Source organism: Pedobacter sp. A2324 (genome assembly GCF_059693705.1).
In genome coordinates, this window is the sequence record NZ_JCASSK010000001.1 from 1,163,611 (window position 1) to 1,179,391 (window position 15,781).

Below are 15,781 nucleotides of genomic sequence, written 5' to 3' on the forward strand. Positions count from 1 at the left end.
TATCATGCGAAAAATATTCATCTATTTTTTATTTGGTCTGCTATCGCTATCTGCCTCTGCGCAGATCTATGTTGATCCAACAACAGCAGCGGCCACCGCGGCCCATGCCGGGATCATGAACAGCGGTCTGTCCCGAACCAGCGATAACTTGACCCTTGTGCAAAGGGCGCAGTTGGCGGTAACCGGGCAATTAGGAATAGTAAATGATCTACAGTCCACTATTTACAGGGGACTGTCTGAAGTTTCAGGCGTGATGAGGTCTCTGCTTTCGGTAAAAGACATTTACGAGATTTCCCAGGATATCGTCATCGATGTAAATAAAGCAGTAAATATAGCATCCGCTGATCCGGTACTATTGCTGTTTGCCGAAGGTGGCGCCAGGGAATTTAAGACACGGTCTATAAATCTTGCGGCCGAGGTTAGCTCTTTTGTGTTAAAAGATGGAAGGGAGGCGCTGATGGATTCCGGGGAGAGAGCCAAACTGCTCAACAGGATCGTAAACGAACTGACCATCCTTCGGGGAGTGGCTTACGGGATGTACCGAACAATGTACTGGGCGAAACAGCGAGGTGTACTGAATTCCCTAAATCCGTACAGCGGGTATATCAATATCGATAAACGCATTGCGGAGGATATCATCAGGAATGCGAAAATGCTCAAACAATGAAAACGTTAGTAGTTGTTGCTGTTTTGCTTTTATTCTCAAGTCATAGTTATGCGCAATTGAATGTTGGACTCTTGCACCAGCTTGTTGGAGATAGCAAAACCGAACACGGAAAACAGTCGGACGCCCGGGACAGGCAGGCGGAAGCTACTACCAATGAGGAGGCGAACAAAACCCTGATGATAAGACTAAAGGATAAATACAGGGATATTCAGTCGAGGTTCAGGACCCTTGGGCTTGCCATTGATGCAGCGCAGATCGGCCTTGAGGCTTATCCATTAATCAGTGATGTTGTAAAGAGCCAGAGAATAATTTATGATTTATGCATGGATGATCCCGCACTTTCCGTTCTGGCCATACAGGCAGAGATGGACATGGGGAATAGGGCCTATGCGCTGCTGAATTTTTTATATGGACTCACCCTATCAATGCAAGACATCGACCAGATGAAGCAAAGCGACCGGAAAATGCTTTTTTCCCATGTGCTCATAGAGCTCCGCCTGATATCAGGTAATTCCAGGGGACTTGCAGTAAGCCTTCAATATTCTTCCAGAAAAAAGGTCTTGAATGGCCTGAACCCTTTTTCAGGATTTATCAATACAGATAAAAAATTGGTAGATGAGATCCTTCGGAAAAAAGATATCCTCAAAAACTGATGTTATGAAATTGCTTATTTTAATTTTTCTAATGCTGATTAGTCATTATTGTACTAAGGCTCAAAGGGTAGTTTTTGACCGCGGGCATTTTAATATCGTAAACGAAAACGGGGCAGTTCGCCTGGCAGCTGAAAACACCTACGGCAGTTATTTAAATACGATCAACAACCGCCTTTCGGACATTAACCTCAACCTGGGCGCTATGGTAATGGTACAGTCTTTAATCCTCTCGTCATTGAGGGAAGTCGATCAGGGATTAAAGAGTGCGATTGCCGTCAGGCAGATCAGCTCGCTAGTTGCCGAGATTTCATCGGAGAGCGCCGGGATGATCGATATAGCCAAATCAGATCCCCATCTACTTCTTTTTGCAGAAGATGTTTCCAGACAGGTAAAGGATCGGGGAATGAGCCTTTTTTCAGAGGTTTCTACTTTTGTGCTCAAAGAGGGGGAGAATGTTTTGATGGATTTTGAAAAGCGGGATGCGCTGCTTAAGAAAATTGCGCTGGAATTACGGGTGATCCGCGCGCTGGTATTCAGCATGAAAAAATCCATGTACTGGGCAAAAATGAAGGGGGTCTTTCGTTCGCTTAATCCCTATCAGGGCTTTATCAATCAGGATTTGCGCCTCAGCAATGATATTTTATTCAAATCAAAACTTTTAAAACTATGAAAAAATATTTTTTGCTTCTTTTTCTCTGTTTGCTCTCAGGCATCGTGGGGGCTCAGAAGAAAATTACCGACAAACACATTACCTACCAGCAGGAACGCATGGTCTTCAAACAATGGGATGCGGATAAATTCACGCCCAAGCCAGGTTTTCTGGGTCTGAATCCGCAGTATTGGATTACATGGGCACTTCACCCGAATTATCCCAAAACGGATCTTAGGCCACTGGGCCCGCTCGGGCCCCAAACGCAGCGACTGATGCTGGCAGCTGCAATGCAGAACACCGATAATCTCTATAAACTGCATGCCGATACCCTGCGCAATACCGCTTTGAGCGAGGCTTCCAATTATTCTTCGGCTCTGGCATTTGCGGACCCTCTGTGGCTGATGTATTATCGCAATGAGTTTGATGGGCTGCTAAACCAGGCGGATGCTGACATGCTTTCCGGACTTTCGCCCACTGAAAAACAGTATATGATCTCTTCGGGTTTGCTGGAATGGTACACCGAAGAAAGCCGTGCACTTCTTGAAAGGCTCGAAATCGCAAGGTCGACCACCGTAGACCGGGGATCGAGGATAATGGCGTACCACAGGATGCTATCTGAATTCAGAAAACTCTCGGCAAGCTGGGAAACTAAGAAATCCAGGGCAAAAACCTATCTCGCTATCCGCTCATCTGCCCAGAAGTTACGGGCCGGTGATGTTGCAAGACCAGCATCACCAAAAAGCGATATCCAGATTGCCAACGATATTCTTAAAAAATCAAAACTGTAAACCATGTATATTTTAAATATGATGATCGGCACTGCCGGTTTTTTTGTGCAGGCGGTGCCCGATTCGTTCAAGGACACTTTTAATTTTCTTCAGGGGAACGGCGTGTATGAAGAGGGGATGATGCACTTTTTGCACGAGATGAAAAGTACGATCTGGACTCATTATGATGCCTTTATTGCAGATGCACAAGCATTGGCGGCAATTTTTATGCTCATCTTTTTTGCTATCAAGAGCTATGAAATGATCTCGGGGGATAAGCAGCTTGAAATCATGCCGCTGCTTCGTCCCTTTGGACTGACCATGGTGATTTTATGGTGGAGCATCTTTACCCGGGTCCTTGCCTATCCGACCGATGTGGTTGAGCAGAAGACCTCGGCGATGTTCGATGGAAGCCAGGCAGAGATCAATGATCTCAGGCTCCAGCGGGCGAAGCTCATGGTAGAGGTTTCTGATCAGCTCTATAAAATTCAGGCCGAGACGCAGACAGCAAAGACAGAAGCGGATACCTGGTATGAAAATGCATGGGAATCTGTAAAGTCTTCAGTAAAGGAAGGGTTTTCCGAAGTCTGGAACCCGATCGTTGAAATGAGAAACCGGCTGGAGGTGGGGCTGCAGCTTTTAGCTACCTCACTTTTAGAAACGCTTGCGATTTGGATACTCAGGATCTGTACCTACATTATTTTCATTATCCAGATCATCTTTTCTACGATACTCATCATTCTAGGCCCCTTTTCAGTCGCCGTCTCTATTCTACCAGCTTTCAGGGATTCCTTTTCGACCTGGGTTGCCAGGTTCATCTCGGTAAACCTTTATTCAGGGATTGCGTATCTGGTGATGTATGTAGCGTCCCTCTTCCAGCATTATGCGCTTGAAGCAGAAATTACCCGTTATCAGGAACTCGTTGGGACAGGTGGGGTAAGCCTTGAAAAACTAGGCTGGTTTGCAAGTAACGGGGTTCTTTCCTTTGGAATGGTGATCGTAACCTTTATCATCGGGGCGCTTACCATGCTCACCGTGCCGAGCATTTCAACATGGATAGTGTCTACCTCAGGCGTATCTTCGGCGGCCAGTTCCATGGGAAGAGGCGCATCAAGCATGACCAGGGTTGCAGGACACATGATGGGAGGGTAGGTGATGATGATAAAAAGTATCGAATCCAAGATCCGTCTTGCTACCTTCCTCTCCTTTGGGAGTTTTGTGCTCTCTTTTCTGGTAGTGGCTACTGTTTCCTTTTTTGCTTATGGTTATGTCAGCGACTCCAGAAAGAGTATTTATATCCTTGATCCATCGGGTACACCGATCCTGGCAAAACAGACCGATGTGCAGTTAAACAGAGCTGCAGAATACCGCGCACATATCGCAAAATTTCATTCCCTTTTCTTCTCCCTTGTGCCGGATGATAAGTTTATCGAATACCAGATGAAGCAGGCCATGTACCTGGTGGATGAAAGCGGTGCCCTTCAGTACAATAACCTGAAAGAAAAAGGTTTTTTCTCTTCCATCCTCTCTTCATCAGCTGTGCTGACGCTCCGTACCGATTCTATTTTTCTGGATGAAAAACGAATGTATTTCCGCTACTATGGAACCCAGAAGATAGACAGGAGAAGCTCCAGTGTAACCCGTTCACTGATCACTGAAGGAAGTCTTACAGATCTTGAAACCAGATCGGACAATAATCCCCATGCGGTGCTGATTACCAGGTGGAAGACATTAGAGAACAGGGATATTTCAACAACAGAAAAAAATGCATTCCAATGAAAAAGATAACCGTGTTTTCAGCACTCCAAAATGAGTTCTCTGGTCTAATCGGGCGGATTTCGGCCTCCTTATCCGGAGTCTTCAAAAAATATCCCAGGGCTGTTTTTTCTCTGATGGTCGTACTGATGGGCATTTCTACTCTTTTATGCTTTACGCTCCTGAGATTGGAATCTAAAAAGGCTCCGCTAGAGAAAAAAGCACTGTTAAAGGTGGAAAGCGGTCTCAATGAAATAGAAACAACCGTTAGCAGCCTTCGAAGGACTCTGGAAATCCGGGAAGCGCTGAAAGTTTTATTGACCAAGGATACCCTTAGCACTCAGGATAGTTTGCTTATGGCCGGTATGATCACTGAACTTGAGCGGGCCAGCCACCAGAAAAATAATTAGAATATGAAAAAAATAGATGTCAAAAAGCCGCGGTATGCGCTTCCCGTGATCTGTCTGCCTTTTCTTTTGCTTTTCTTTTATGTTTATAAAAGCAGTTTTGGGAAAGAGGGGGAAATATTGGTTGGAAAGGATTCGTTGCAGACCAATGTGGCGAACGTTTCCCAGCAGGTGAGGAGCCAGGAGCTTTCGGGAAAGCTGGATGCCTTTAGGAACAAATTCAAACAGGCGGATGGATATACCGCTGTAGGGAGTATTGGCGAGGAAAATCAGGAGCAGGCGAAGGTTAACTCATCCTACAATGAAAGGGAAAAACGGATGCTTGATTCCATTGACTTGGTAATGAAGAAAAAGTACGGTCTGGCAGCTCAACAGGGAAATATTGTAAGCAGCTATTCTTCAGCCGGAAAGGACTATGTGAGGTCCCGAAACCCTAGCAGATCTGAGCAGGATCTGGCCCTTGCCTCAGCGCTGTCCAAGATCAAACAGCAGGAAAGCGGTGAAAAAAGGGAGGTCAGTAATTCTGCTAATTCATCCGACCCCATGCAGCTCTTCCGGGCACAGATGGCTCTTGTGGACAGCATGGGAAAAGCGAACGATCCCGAGGTAATAGAAAGGAGGGAGAAAGAGCGTTCCTTGAAAGCGGCAGAAGCCGAGGCCAAGAGCAAAAAAAGTATGCAGGTTAAAAGGGCGTCCGGTAATTCGACCGGATTTAATACCATAGTTTCAGGCGACGCCCATCGTCCGATTTCTGCGATCATTGATCAGGATGTTAGCGGTTTTTCGGGATCACGCCTACGCATCAGATTAACTGATGATATCCTGGCCGGGAAGTTCCTGATCCGTAAAGGAACCTATTTGTATGCTATTATATCCGGATTTTCTGCCCAAAGGGTATCACTGGTAATTTCTTCGGTGTTTTACGGCGGGGAAATCCTGCCGGTAAATCTTCAGATCTATGATAACGACGGGATGGCCGGGATCTATGTTCCATCATCCGCCTTCCGCGAATTTACTAGGGATATGAGCAGTTCAGGTACTGGTGGGATTACCATTCAGCAGATGGCAGAAAACAACAACCAGCTGGTGATGGGCGTGCTTTCCAAAATGTTCCAGTCTACCACAACAGCGGTAAATAAGCTGATCAGGTCTAATAAGGTCAAGGTAAAATACAATACCCAGGTTTATCTTATCGATCCTGAAGAGCTAAAAAGAAAACAACAATCCTACTAAATTTTATGAAAAAAATATTGTTCCTTGCTCAAATATTTTTGAGCGCACTTTCACTCTATGCGCAAGTGCCAAATTCGGTTACCCTTACCGAAATTCCAGTGATCGGTATTTCCGCATCAGTTTCGCTCCACTTCATCTCGCCCGAGAAAATTTCCTACGTGGACCTTTCCAGCAGCTCACTCATAGGCGATCTCCCGGAAAAGAACGTTCTGCGGATAAAGGCGGTCCCGGACTCTATTGCCGCTCTTTCCTCGAGCGGTGATGGTGGCCTTGTAACCATTGTTGGAGAAACCTTTATTGCGCAATACAGGATCTGCTTTTTATCGCCTTCACGCCCGCAGCAGATTTCTTCTATGGTAGATATCATCCCATCGCAGATGCGGCCACTGGATATTTCCGGGATTGGATTGTCACAGAACGAAATGAAGAGCAATGCACTTTCTCTGTTGAAGCTGCGCGGAAAAAGTCCGGTAAGGAAGGCCTCTGGTTTTGGGATATCGCTGGTGGTAAACCAGGTTTTTACCCTTAGCGATTGTATTCTTTTGGACCTGAGTTTCACCAACTCCACCAATCTTATATTTGAGGTAGATGAGCTCCGTTTTAAGATAGAGGACAGAAAGGTAAATAAATCAACCAATGTCCAGTCTGTAGAAATAAAGCCTGTTTTTCAGCTCTATCCCTTTGAAAGGTTTACAAAATCTTATCGGAACATCTATGTAATCAAAAAGGCCACATTCCCAGGTGACAAGGTATTCAAGATTGAACTTTCCGAAAAGCAGATTTCAGGAAGAAACCTTCGTCTTTCCTTGCACTACGCTGATATCCTAAAAGCCGATACCTTTTAAGAGTTACTTATGGAAGAAAGCAAGGAACAACAGAGTCTGCACCGCTTCTTACAATTTGCCATTTATCTGCTCCTTTTGCTAGACGTTCTTATGTTCATTTATGCACCTAAGCTGCTAACGGAAGTCGGCGCGGAGAAAATTGGACTTAGCAGGTTTTTGCTCCGTATGTCCCGTATTACTATTTATCAGCACCCGCTCTACAGCCGGTTTTTCTCTCTATTGCTGATTTCGCTGGTGTCGATCGGAACACTGAGCAAAAAAGACAAAGATCTCGATAGCAGAAAAGCAATCATTTATCCGCTCTTTTCGGGACTTGTGTTAATGTCGATGAGCATCTTCTTTTTTGGAGAAAAGGGGAATGCAGTTTTTTACCTGACCAGCTGGCCAGATTTCGGCTACATCTCTCTTTTGCTAATCGGGACGATTTTGGTGCACATAGCAATGGACAATGTTTCCAAGATTATCAGTTCTTCTTTAGGTAAGGATAAGTGGAATACCGAGGAAGAATCCTTTATGCAGGCAAAAAAGCCGGTTAAAGGACCATTTGCAGTTAGTATTCCATCACTGTTTTATTATCGCAAGAGGGTGCATCAGGGTTTTATTAACATTGAAAACATCTTTCGCGGGACACTTTTGATCGGAACACCCGGCTCGGGAAAAAGTTTTGGGGTCGTCATGCCTTTCATCCGGCAGCTTACCGCTAAGGAATTTTGTATCTGCTGTTACGATTTTAAGTTTCCCGACCTTGGGCAGATTGCCTACTACCATTATCTGCTTGGCAAAAAGAATGGAAAGCTCTCAGGGTTTGATTTTCATGTCATTAATCTAACTCATGTAGAACGCAGCAGGAGAATAAATGTATTAAGGCCGGATTATATCCTTACACTAGCCGATGCAGGCGAAACGGCGGAAGCACTGGTAGAAGCGCTTAAGAAAGGAGATAAATCAGGCGGTAGCGATCAGTTTTTTACCCAGAGTGCGGTAAATTTTCTTTCTTCCTGCATCTATTTCTTTTCCCAGTACGAGGGAGGAAAGTATTCCTCCTTTCCCCATGTACTCTCATTTTTAAACTGCAGCTATGAGCAGATCTTTTCGGTACTATTCTCCAATCCTGAGCTCAAAAGCCTACTCTCTCCATTTGCTACTGCCTATCAAGCAAAGGCATTCAATCAATTGGAAGGACAGATCGGAACGCTAAAAGTTTTCATCTCCAGGCTAGCTACAAAGGAAACTTTTTGGGTTTTTTCAGGCGATGATTTCAACTTAAAGATTTCTTCGCACACTGAGCCCTCTATGCTAATCCTGGCCAATGATCCCAATACGCAGAATATCAATTCTGCCTGCTATTCTGTAGTGCTCAACAGGCTGACCAGGCTGATCAACTCAAAAGGTAACCGGCCATCAGCATTGATTATTGATGAGCTTCCTACACTGTTTGTCCACCGCATAGAAAACCTGATTGCTACCGCCAGGTCCAATAAGGTTGCCGTACTCATGGGCCTTCAGGAGCTTCCCCAATTCCAGCAACAGTATGGAAAGGATACGGCAAGCACGATTACCTCAGTAGTTGGGAATGTGCTATCCGGATCGGTAAGAAATAAAGAAACGCTGGAATGGCTTGAGCGTCTATTTGGAAAGGTTAAGCAGCAGTCCGAGAGCCTATCTATTGACAGGACCAAGACCTCGCTTTCACTTTCGGAAAAACTCGAATCACTCATACCCGCCGGTAAAATAGCCTCATTAAAAGCCGGTGAGCTTGTAGGTATGCTGGCAGCAGACGCGGTAGAAGAATACACCGGGAAGTATGAGACCTCGGCTATCAACTGCAGGGTAAATTTGGATATGGAAGCAATAGCTAAAGAGGAAAGCTTTTATCCGGACATGCCAATATACTATGATTTCGCAGGTAAGAAAGAAGAGGTACTGCGTAGAAACTTCATGCGCATCAATAATGAAGTACAGATGCTGGTTACAAAATTCAGAACCGAGACCACCGGCTCAAAAAGTAGCGAAACTCCCAAAGCCTCAATGTCGGGCGGTATGAAGCGATAAACAAAATATTTTTACATTCTTAAAATCAATTCTTATGGAAGAACTAACCGGAAAGCTTGTGGTGGTACATCCACAGCTGACCACAGATCCCGTTTCCAGGCAGGGCCAAATCGGTGTGATTGCCACAGTGGATCTAAAAAGGGATACCATTAGTGTCGGCTTTTGTGGCGGTCCCATAGGCATGTATTCATCGGATGCCCTGCTTGTGCTCAGAGATAAAAATGAGCTTTACCAAGATGCCATGACCGGGGTAAAGGATATGGATGCTAAGACATTTCACGACTTGCTGGAGCTCAATATGAAACAGGAACGTTCTGGTTTCGGCAACGTCTCTGCCGCAATGAAAATTGCCTTGGATAGTCCTGAGGTCATGAAAAGAAGCATGATCTCCCTCGAGGATTATATTTCCCGAAATCAGATTATGGATATCAGTGAAGAGGTGTCTTTTGAGCGCTAGGCTTCTGGCAGGTATACTTCTCATTTTTGCGTCCTCTTTTTTATCTGCCTATTCACAAATCTCCATGCCACTAAATTCGATGAAGGTAAATAGTGCGTTTGGTAAAAGGATCCATCCGGTAACACATGAAAATGACTTCCATCGGGGCCTTGATCTGCGCGCGAGGAATGAGCCTGTATTTTCGTTTTTTGCTGGAAATGTATCCCGTGTAGGCTTCAATCCAATTCTTGGAAAGTTTATCAGGATTGATCATTCAGGACTCGAAAGCATATATGGCCACCTTTCGGTAATTCTCGTTAAAAAGGGTGAGAAGGTGCGTTCCGGGGAGCTGATAGCGGTTACTGGATCTACCGGTAGGGTAACTGGTGAACACCTGCACTTTAGTCTTCGCAGCAATGGCGTCTACATTGACCCGGTAAATTTTATTCTCCGCTACTACCAGGTGGTCAAAATTAATCAAATAAATTTTATGGAAAATTCAGCCTATTTAACCCTCAGGCAAAAGCTGGAACTGCTCGCGATGGTGGAAGAGGTGGAGCTGAACCTGGATGAGGCATGGCTCTACGGAATTGGCTTTGCCGATATGGAGGAAGAGCAAGATGGATAAAAAAGAAGTTCATAAACCCCTGCATGTCCAGGTGGCCGAAAAGGTAATCGATGCACTTCGCCAAGGAACCGCTCCATGGCAGATTCCCTGGGATTCATCTGGCATGCCTTTGTTACTACCTTATAATTTTCAGAGTGGCAATAGGTATAAGGGGATCAATGCATTATCGCTTTTGATGGCAGGCAGGGAAGATCCAAGGTGGATGACCTACAGACAGGCAGAGGAAAGCGGCATGCAGGTCCGAAAGGGAGAAAAATCAATGCTCATACAGTTTGTAAAGACCAAAGATGAACAGCTAAAGCGAGACAGTTCGGGGAAGGTCGTGCACGATGAACTGGGAAAACCGGTTAAGGAAACCAGGGAACTCCCCCATGCCATTATCCGCAATGCTTACGTGTTTAATGCCGCCCAGATCGAGGGCATGCCTAAGCTGGAAAAAGAAAAGCCCGGCAACCAGTGGGAGCCTATCCAGCGGGCAGAAAAACTTATTACCTCTTCAGAGGCGGTTGTCCATCATCAGTATTCGGCCAATGCTTTTTATGATCTAAAAAAAGATTCGATCACGCTACCCTATAAGGACTGGTTTTCTGAAAGCGGAAAATATTATGCGACACTGCTTCACGAGCTGGGCCACTGGACCGGGCATCCAGAGCGCTTAAACAGGGAGATGGGCGGCGGATTCGGTGATCCATTGTATGCAAGGGAAGAGCTCAAAGCAGAAATCGCTTCGATGCTCCTAGGTCAGGAACTTGGCATCGGTCATGATCCCGGGCAGCATTACGCCTATGTGGAAAGTTGGATATCGATCTTAAAGAACAATCCCTTTGAAATCTTTTCGGCGGCAATGGATGCAGAGCGCATACTTGGCTATATCATGGATGTAGAAAGAAAACAAGAGATCACCAATGAAAAGGTTTCCTTAAATGCAATGCAGCCCGCTCCGGTAAAAACTCCCGGATATCTCACTACTGGAGATAAAATCCCCTACAACGGTTCTGTCTATGAAGTGATGGGGCACTTAAAACAAGGCAAGCTTAAAATGCAGGAAAGCCTCAATGGCAATGCATTTACCTTAAGCCGGGAAGACAAACTTTATGCGGCCCTTTTATACCTCAAAACTCAGGTTGGTGCTGAGTTTCAAAACGAGAAACAGGCTAACCAAATTACGCAGGAAGGAAACCAATCACAACTTGATTTAAACAGATAAAAGGATTTTATGAAAAATTTAATTATTGAAGAAGCGCTGCCGATCGCAGAGCTATCCAGGCTGGGTCTATACGACGGAGCCAGGCACTTACTGGATGAAACGGATCTTTCCGCACTTCTTTCTGGTAGAAGGACATCCTTGGTTAATCTTCAGAACCTGGTCAGCGAGTCTTTCACAATCGATAGTCTTGATGCAAAACTATCCTTAAATACCGATCCAGATAGTCTTCAGCAAATCAAATTGCACCCTATCTACAAAGAGCCAAAACGCTCTGTTGATTTATCGGATATCGAAACTAATGAGCTGATTTCGGGAAAAGCAAAGAATATTGCAAAAAGCATTGGTTTTCCGGGTGGCGGTAGCAAAACCATTGTGTTTGAATATGATAGAGAGACCAAGGAGTTTATTTCCTATGATCCGGCAGCGGTAGAGATTCCCTTTCAGATCAATGGAGAACAATTGGATACTAACAAAAGAGAAGATTTCGCCCTTGGAAAAATAGTCCAGCTCGCCGATGGGACTATGGTTCAGCACAGGGCCAGTGAACCCCAGGGGATCTTAGCCAGTCGTACAGCTTTAATCCTTACTGTTTTGAAAGATGGAGCCGCAACAAGGTTTCTGATCAAGAATATTTCTCCGATCATGGATGTAAGTATTCACCAGAGTCCTTTTTCTCCAGCTTTTGAGACTGCGTTTCTGGAAATGAAAAAAAATGACGGTTCGCTTTCTGTTGAAAAGTTGCAGCAGATGGAACTTATAAACTTCAAAAGTGAATATACAAGGGGCTATGGCCATGGTGTATCCAGATAAGAATGGATGTTGACTGGATTGAGCATGGTGGTTTTTCTTATTTAATTCCATCTGGACTCCCTCCGATTAATATCCTGAATGTCTATGCCTTTTATGACAAAAGGGAGGCATTGAAAGTTTTATGCGAAAGCACAGCAGTTAATGTTCAACATGCCGCCTTGGTCACTGTAGGTTTTCTTCCGCTCCCAGAAAACATATGCGCTATCCGTTCAATGTTTCAGAATGCGAGGTTTAGAACAGCATTCGGTAACGATATGTCAGCAATAGTGCTCTCCTGCAAGATTTCCTTGTGGCTCAAAGGACTCGATGCAACTTTTCTAATCTTTAATGATAAAGTGATCTTTACTTTCAAGTCATGTGAATTTTCATGTACGGAATCACGCTTTTCACTCAATAGATTTTGCAAGCTCACCGGATTTAGGACCAATGTCAGGCCTTTGAGAATGCGGTAAAATTCAATACCATGATCCCAGAAATTTTCAAGCAGGACGCAAATCTCAATATCCGGGTATTTGGATTTGATGTAAATGTAAACTATGTGTACAACTGGCCAGGCAAAAGAACTGATGAGAAAGAGCCAACCGTCGTGCACCTGGAATTCCGCTCAGATTCACAGATCATTTCTGGTACCGGATATCGGTCACATTTTCTATTTTCTGCCTTTTTAACCAAGTGCGGATATGGATCGATCCAGGAACTGGCAGTCGCCCTTGGCGAACACCTCGCCAGAGAAAATGGCTATGAGCCTCCCCAACCTGAGCAGCAGCTCAGCCTATTTTAATTAAAAACTTATTATTATGAATGAACAAAATTTAGATTACCTAAAAAAGAGCCTGGATTACCTGGGCTTTGGAACAAAGCTTAACGACGTTCTTGAGTCAGCGGTTTCAAGAGGTCTCCCGGCTTTTACTTTGGGGGTAACGCAAAGTTACACATCTTCCCAGGCTAAAAAAAATCCGGTCCTTGGAACAGACCAGGTAAAATTCATGCTGAACTTCAACCGCTCCAAGCAGAGCGATATGTATTTTCTCAACGATTATGAGGTAACCCTGAACAAGGCAGGGAGCGCTCTCCCGGTTAGACAGGTTTTTGACCTGGAAAGAGATAACCGTATCACAGCCTTGCAGGCTTACAAACTACTCTTAGGGAATTCACTTGAAAGGGATGTATATACAAAATCCGAAAACAGTGAGGTTTCGGAAAAGAAAAAAGTGTGGTTCAAACTCAATCTTGACGTGCAGGATGCTTATGGCAATCATCCTCTGAAAAAGTTTTACCCTGAATTCAAGTTTGAACTCGCTAATGCCATCGACAAATATCCTTTCAAAGCATTGACCGAACAGGGAAAGGATAGCATGATGAAAATGCTAAGAAGTGGTCATATGGCTTCGGCTGAAATGATGGTAGACAAGAAAGCTGTTTCAGTGCTGGTAACTGCCAACCCCCAGTTTAAGGGACTGGATGTGTACGATAAGAATATGGCCATTATCCGTCAGGACGAAATCTTTCCTAAAAAGGAGGAGGGAAAAGAACTAACTGAGACTGCCAGGCAAAAGATTTCGCAAAAAAACGAGATTGATCCCAGCAATACTGAAGAGCGCTTTCCATGGGAAAACCAGCGTGATGATAATATCGCTCAGCAGGAAATAGGAAGATAAACGCTTTTCACGGCAAAGAAAAAATGAGAAAGCTTTTAGCTAAGATAGACCACATCCGGGCGACCGGATGGGTTACCCTTGATCTTAAGGAAAATCACCCGCTTTCTAAATTAAATGGTAAGCGCTTCCAAGTGGAAAGTATGGCCACGCCGGATATTAAAAGCAGGGTATCGGTCATGATAAAGGGTGAAAAAGTTGATTTGAGGATTGACGACTTGTATTAGAATTTATGACCAAACTAAAATTAAAGACCCCCATAAGCTATTATGGGGGTAAACAAAAACTGGCCAAACGTATAGTTTCGGTAATTCCGCCACATGTGCTTTATTGTGAGCCTTTTATTGGTGGTGCAGCGGTGTTTTTTGCTAAAGAGCCATCACAGGTTGAGGTAATCAATGACACCAATAAAGAACTGATTAATTTTTATAGGGTAGCAAAGGAGGATTTCACTTCTCTGGAAAAGGAGATCAGGATTTCCCTCCATTCCAGGGATCTGCATAGAAAGGCCTCGGTGATTTATAACAATCCGGACATGTTTTCTGAGATCAAAAGGGCATGGGCAGTTTGGCTTACTTCATCACAGAGCTTTTCCTCGCAGCTCGACAGCAGTTGGGGATATGATAAATCAAGCAATACAACCACCAAAAAAATTAATTTCAAAAAAGAGGGGTTTGTTGAGGAAATGGCGATCAGGCTACAAAACTGCCAGATTGAATGTGCGGATGCGCTCTATATCATTGCAAGCCGTGATACCGTAGACAGTTTCTTTTACTGTGATCCGCCTTACTATAATTCTGATTGCGGCCACTATGACAGCTATTCTGAAGGGGATTTTGAAGCGCTTCTTTTTTTATTGGCTCGAATAAAAGGCAAGTTCCTACTCTCTTCCTACCCATCTCCGCTCCTTGAAAAATATGCCACCGAACATCGCTGGCATCAATGGTCGGTAAAGCAACAGGTCTCCATTAATGCAAAAGGGGGTAAGCAGAAAAGTAAGATTGAAGTTCTCACCGCCAATTACCCGATTGACCTTAAGGTGGAGCTGGGACTTTAAACTCCGCCGCTAGATCATAATATATGGATAATGTAACAGTGTCAAATCCAGAAGCTATGAATCTCTTTCATGGTTCTCTAGGAATTATTGGCGATAGAATCAATATACAATCCGGTAAAGGTGTCGGCTGGAACGGGCTCACTCTTGGAGATGCATTTTATACCTCTCTAAGTGAAGATGCTGCTTGCCTCTTTAGCCATCTTGTGCTTCAGAAATCAAGGTTGATGGGCTTGGAGGCTTTTGATAATCTTGGTTTTGCCAAAATCTACAAAATATCCGTAAATGAGGATTTTAGCATCTTGGATGCTGATCAAGCTCTGGACGCATCCCGCGTCCGGAGTATCTTGCTGCGTGCCGGAGTTTCGAAAGTTTATCTCAATTACCGCCACGATGACCAGCTGACTGAATTTTACAAGGCAGCAGATTTACTGTGTTATGGAATGGATTGGGAAGGGAACAGAAATGAATATTTATGTAAGGCTTTAGGGTACGATGCCTTGATGGTAAATGAACGCGCATGGATGAACTGGGACTATTATCCAAACGATATCGGGATTGATTGGGGTAAATTAAATGATCCTAGGATATGGCCTCCAAAAACGGTAGCTATTTACAATCAGAACATGGTTTCGGGATTTGAACTATATAGGGATGGTCAGGTTTATGGAAATGAACCTGAGTGCCCGAATTACTCAAGATAAAAATTTATTGGATGAATATATTTGTTTTTTAGAATGGGTTTATGATGCTTTACTAGACTAACCTGGAAATTGCAAAGCTAAATGTTGTATTCTGTACCAGAATATAGGGTCAAATGATTTTAAATATGTTTTATTTTAAAATCATTTTCTCTACAACCGAATCTGGCTTTTTACCTGATAAAAGCATTGAAATAATGATATTAACTTTATTATCTATTGCAATTCTTCAACGCTAAACTTTGACTTGAAGTTACCA

The 15,781-nt window shown here is 44.2% G+C and carries 19 protein-coding genes; all 19 read left to right on the forward strand.

Going from position 1 to position 15,781, the window contains the following annotated elements; genetic code table 11:
* Nucleotides 1-4: 4 nt before the first annotated feature.
* The 19 genes from AC570I_RS04760 (at nt 5) to AC570I_RS04850 (ending at nt 15,525) form a co-directional block, all read left to right on the forward strand.
* Nucleotides 5-667 (forward strand): hypothetical protein, encoded by a 663-nt coding sequence (locus AC570I_RS04760; protein WP_497404590.1) that lies wholly within the window; start codon nt 5-7, stop codon nt 665-667.
* On the forward strand, nt 664-1,320 hold the full coding sequence (locus tag AC570I_RS04765; RefSeq protein ID WP_497404591.1) for a hypothetical protein: 657 nt from the start codon (nt 664-666) through the stop codon (nt 1,318-1,320). The genes AC570I_RS04760 and AC570I_RS04765 overlap by 4 nt, the downstream gene beginning before the upstream one ends.
* A gap of 4 nt (nt 1,321-1,324) precedes the next feature.
* Nucleotides 1,325-1,990, forward strand: a complete 666-nt coding sequence (locus tag AC570I_RS04770) for a hypothetical protein (RefSeq protein ID WP_497404592.1) — start codon at nt 1,325-1,327, stop codon at nt 1,988-1,990.
* 29 nt (nt 1,991-2,019) lie between these two features.
* Complete coding sequence (locus tag AC570I_RS04775) at nt 2,020-2,760, forward strand: hypothetical protein (protein ID WP_497404593.1); 741 nt, start codon at nt 2,020-2,022, stop codon at nt 2,758-2,760.
* 3 nt (nt 2,761-2,763) lie between these two features.
* A complete protein-coding gene (locus tag AC570I_RS04780; RefSeq protein WP_497404594.1) occupies nt 2,764-3,891 on the forward strand; it encodes a TraJ family protein in 1,128 nt (375 codons plus the stop codon).
* A gap of 3 nt (nt 3,892-3,894) precedes the next feature.
* Nucleotides 3,895-4,518, forward strand: coding sequence for a conjugative transposon protein TraK (gene traK, locus AC570I_RS04785; RefSeq protein ID WP_497404595.1), 624 nt, complete (start codon nt 3,895-3,897; stop codon nt 4,516-4,518).
* Nucleotides 4,515-4,904, forward strand: coding sequence for a hypothetical protein (locus tag AC570I_RS04790; protein WP_497404596.1), 390 nt, complete (start codon nt 4,515-4,517; stop codon nt 4,902-4,904). Before traK ends, AC570I_RS04790 begins: the two co-directional genes overlap by 4 nt.
* 3 nt (nt 4,905-4,907) lie before the next feature.
* The gene (gene traM / locus AC570I_RS04795; RefSeq protein WP_497404597.1) at nt 4,908-6,134 is read left to right on the forward strand and encodes a conjugative transposon protein TraM; all 1,227 of its coding nucleotides are present in this window, start codon (nt 4,908-4,910) and stop codon (nt 6,132-6,134) included.
* 5 nt (nt 6,135-6,139) lie between these two features.
* On the forward strand, nt 6,140-6,979 hold the full coding sequence (locus AC570I_RS04800; protein ID WP_497404598.1) for a DUF4138 domain-containing protein: 840 nt from the start codon (nt 6,140-6,142) through the stop codon (nt 6,977-6,979).
* Nucleotides 6,980-6,988: 9 nt separating this feature from the next.
* Complete coding sequence (locus AC570I_RS04805; RefSeq protein WP_497404599.1) at nt 6,989-9,031, forward strand: type IV secretion system DNA-binding domain-containing protein; 2,043 nt, start codon at nt 6,989-6,991, stop codon at nt 9,029-9,031.
* 34 nt (nt 9,032-9,065) lie between these two features.
* Complete coding sequence (locus AC570I_RS04810; protein WP_497404600.1) at nt 9,066-9,488, forward strand: hypothetical protein; 423 nt, start codon at nt 9,066-9,068, stop codon at nt 9,486-9,488.
* Between the two features lie 79 nt (nt 9,489-9,567).
* The gene (locus tag AC570I_RS04815) at nt 9,568-10,095 is read left to right on the forward strand and encodes a M23 family metallopeptidase (protein WP_497404601.1); all 528 of its coding nucleotides are present in this window, start codon (nt 9,568-9,570) and stop codon (nt 10,093-10,095) included.
* Nucleotides 10,088-11,302 (forward strand): ArdC family protein, encoded by a 1,215-nt coding sequence (locus AC570I_RS04820; protein ID WP_497404602.1) that lies wholly within the window; start codon nt 10,088-10,090, stop codon nt 11,300-11,302. Before AC570I_RS04815 ends, AC570I_RS04820 begins: the two co-directional genes overlap by 8 nt.
* 9 nt (nt 11,303-11,311) lie before the next feature.
* On the forward strand, nt 11,312-12,112 hold the full coding sequence (locus AC570I_RS04825; protein ID WP_497404603.1) for a DUF4099 domain-containing protein: 801 nt from the start codon (nt 11,312-11,314) through the stop codon (nt 12,110-12,112).
* A 463-nt stretch (nt 12,113-12,575) separates the two neighbouring features.
* Entirely contained in the window at nt 12,576-12,893 is a 318-nt protein-coding gene (locus AC570I_RS04830) for a hypothetical protein (protein ID WP_497404604.1), read from the forward strand.
* 16 nt (nt 12,894-12,909) lie between these two features.
* Nucleotides 12,910-13,770 carry a hypothetical protein gene (locus AC570I_RS04835; RefSeq protein ID WP_497404605.1) on the forward strand — a complete coding sequence of 287 codons (861 nt, stop codon included), beginning with the start codon at nt 12,910-12,912 and terminating at the stop codon, nt 13,768-13,770.
* A 23-nt stretch (nt 13,771-13,793) separates the two neighbouring features.
* Nucleotides 13,794-13,994, forward strand: coding sequence for a hypothetical protein (locus tag AC570I_RS04840; protein ID WP_497404606.1), 201 nt, complete (start codon nt 13,794-13,796; stop codon nt 13,992-13,994).
* A gap of 5 nt (nt 13,995-13,999) precedes the next feature.
* Nucleotides 14,000-14,824, forward strand: a complete 825-nt coding sequence (locus AC570I_RS04845; RefSeq protein WP_497404607.1) for a DNA adenine methylase — start codon at nt 14,000-14,002, stop codon at nt 14,822-14,824.
* Between the two features lie 56 nt (nt 14,825-14,880).
* Nucleotides 14,881-15,525 carry a hypothetical protein gene (locus AC570I_RS04850; protein ID WP_497404608.1) on the forward strand — a complete coding sequence of 215 codons (645 nt, stop codon included), beginning with the start codon at nt 14,881-14,883 and terminating at the stop codon, nt 15,523-15,525.
* The last annotated feature ends 256 nt before the right edge of the window (nt 15,526-15,781 follow it).

Excerpts from the sequence above, each read along its gene's own strand:
- AC570I_RS04825 (WP_497404603.1), top strand. The coding sequence starts at position 11,312 with ATGAAAAATTTAATTATTGAAGAAGCGCTGCCGATCGCAGAGCTATCC.
- AC570I_RS04800 (WP_497404598.1), top strand. The coding sequence starts at position 6,140 with ATGAAAAAAATATTGTTCCTTGCTCAAATATTTTTGAGCGCACTTTCA.
- traK (WP_497404595.1), top strand. The coding sequence starts at position 3,895 with ATGATGATAAAAAGTATCGAATCCAAGATCCGTCTTGCTACCTTCCTC.
- AC570I_RS04760 (WP_497404590.1), top strand. The coding sequence starts at position 5 with ATGCGAAAAATATTCATCTATTTTTTATTTGGTCTGCTATCGCTATCT.
- AC570I_RS04840 (WP_497404606.1), top strand. The coding sequence starts at position 13,794 with ATGAGAAAGCTTTTAGCTAAGATAGACCACATCCGGGCGACCGGATGG.
- AC570I_RS04820 (WP_497404602.1), top strand. The coding sequence starts at position 10,088 with ATGGATAAAAAAGAAGTTCATAAACCCCTGCATGTCCAGGTGGCCGAA.
- AC570I_RS04810 (WP_497404600.1), top strand. The coding sequence starts at position 9,066 with ATGGAAGAACTAACCGGAAAGCTTGTGGTGGTACATCCACAGCTGACC.
- AC570I_RS04770 (WP_497404592.1), top strand. The coding sequence starts at position 1,325 with ATGAAATTGCTTATTTTAATTTTTCTAATGCTGATTAGTCATTATTGT.
- AC570I_RS04780 (WP_497404594.1), top strand. The coding sequence starts at position 2,764 with ATGTATATTTTAAATATGATGATCGGCACTGCCGGTTTTTTTGTGCAG.
- traM (WP_497404597.1), top strand. The coding sequence starts at position 4,908 with ATGAAAAAAATAGATGTCAAAAAGCCGCGGTATGCGCTTCCCGTGATC.
- AC570I_RS04845 (WP_497404607.1), top strand. The coding sequence starts at position 14,000 with ATGACCAAACTAAAATTAAAGACCCCCATAAGCTATTATGGGGGTAAA.
- AC570I_RS04815 (WP_497404601.1), top strand. The coding sequence starts at position 9,568 with ATGAAGGTAAATAGTGCGTTTGGTAAAAGGATCCATCCGGTAACACAT.
- AC570I_RS04790 (WP_497404596.1), top strand. The coding sequence starts at position 4,515 with ATGAAAAAGATAACCGTGTTTTCAGCACTCCAAAATGAGTTCTCTGGT.
- AC570I_RS04830 (WP_497404604.1), top strand. The coding sequence starts at position 12,576 with ATGATCCCAGAAATTTTCAAGCAGGACGCAAATCTCAATATCCGGGTA.
- AC570I_RS04850 (WP_497404608.1), top strand. The coding sequence starts at position 14,881 with ATGAATCTCTTTCATGGTTCTCTAGGAATTATTGGCGATAGAATCAAT.
- AC570I_RS04835 (WP_497404605.1), top strand. The coding sequence starts at position 12,910 with ATGAATGAACAAAATTTAGATTACCTAAAAAAGAGCCTGGATTACCTG.
- AC570I_RS04765 (WP_497404591.1), top strand. The coding sequence starts at position 664 with ATGAAAACGTTAGTAGTTGTTGCTGTTTTGCTTTTATTCTCAAGTCAT.
- AC570I_RS04805 (WP_497404599.1), top strand. The coding sequence starts at position 6,989 with ATGGAAGAAAGCAAGGAACAACAGAGTCTGCACCGCTTCTTACAATTT.